The organism is Rathayibacter sp. VKM Ac-2754 (assembly GCF_009807095.1).
GTDB lineage: Bacteria > Actinomycetota > Actinomycetes > Actinomycetales > Microbacteriaceae > Rathayibacter.
Map to the genome: position 1 here is coordinate 1 of NZ_WUCC01000023.1, position 526 is coordinate 526.

Here is a 526-nt window from a genome sequence, read left to right on the forward strand (position 1 = left end):
GTGCGATGGTGATGTCGATGTAGGCGGGTTTGCTGGATTCTTTGGTGGAGATGGTGATGAGGCGTGCTGTGGCGCTCGTGGGGTTGTCTTGGGTGATTCCGAGGGTGAGTTTCCCGGCTCCGCTGGTGGCGTAGGTGGTGATGTAGTCGGTGAGGTCGCCGGTTTGATACTTCTTGGTGTTCTCGGCGAGGAGGCTGCCGACGGTGGCGCCGAGGGCGGGCTTGTTGGTGTAGCTGAGGGTGGTCTCGTTCCAGGTTCCGCTCGTGGTGTGGGCGTCGAGTCGGCTGGGGCCGGTGCCGGTGTCGCTGATCACGGTTTCGGCGTTGAGGATTGCCGAGGTGATGGTTTTCCCGGCGAGGGCCGAGAGATCGAATCGCAGGTAGGCGAGTCGGTCGGGGGTTCCGTTGACGGAGGGTTTGGCGAGCATTCCGTACTGGGTGCCGTAGTTGGTGTCGGGAGTGGAGCTCTGGACGTAGCTGTCCGCTTCCGCGTAGACCCGCAACCGCGCTGTGTCCACGACCGTCAC

General features: G+C 63.1%; 1 protein-coding gene. It reads right to left on the reverse strand.

Annotation, left to right across the window (positions count from 1 at the left end):
• The coding region (locus GRS92_RS18575; protein ID WP_159859813.1) for a CBM96 family carbohydrate-binding protein at positions 1-526 on the reverse strand (526 nt) is incomplete at both ends.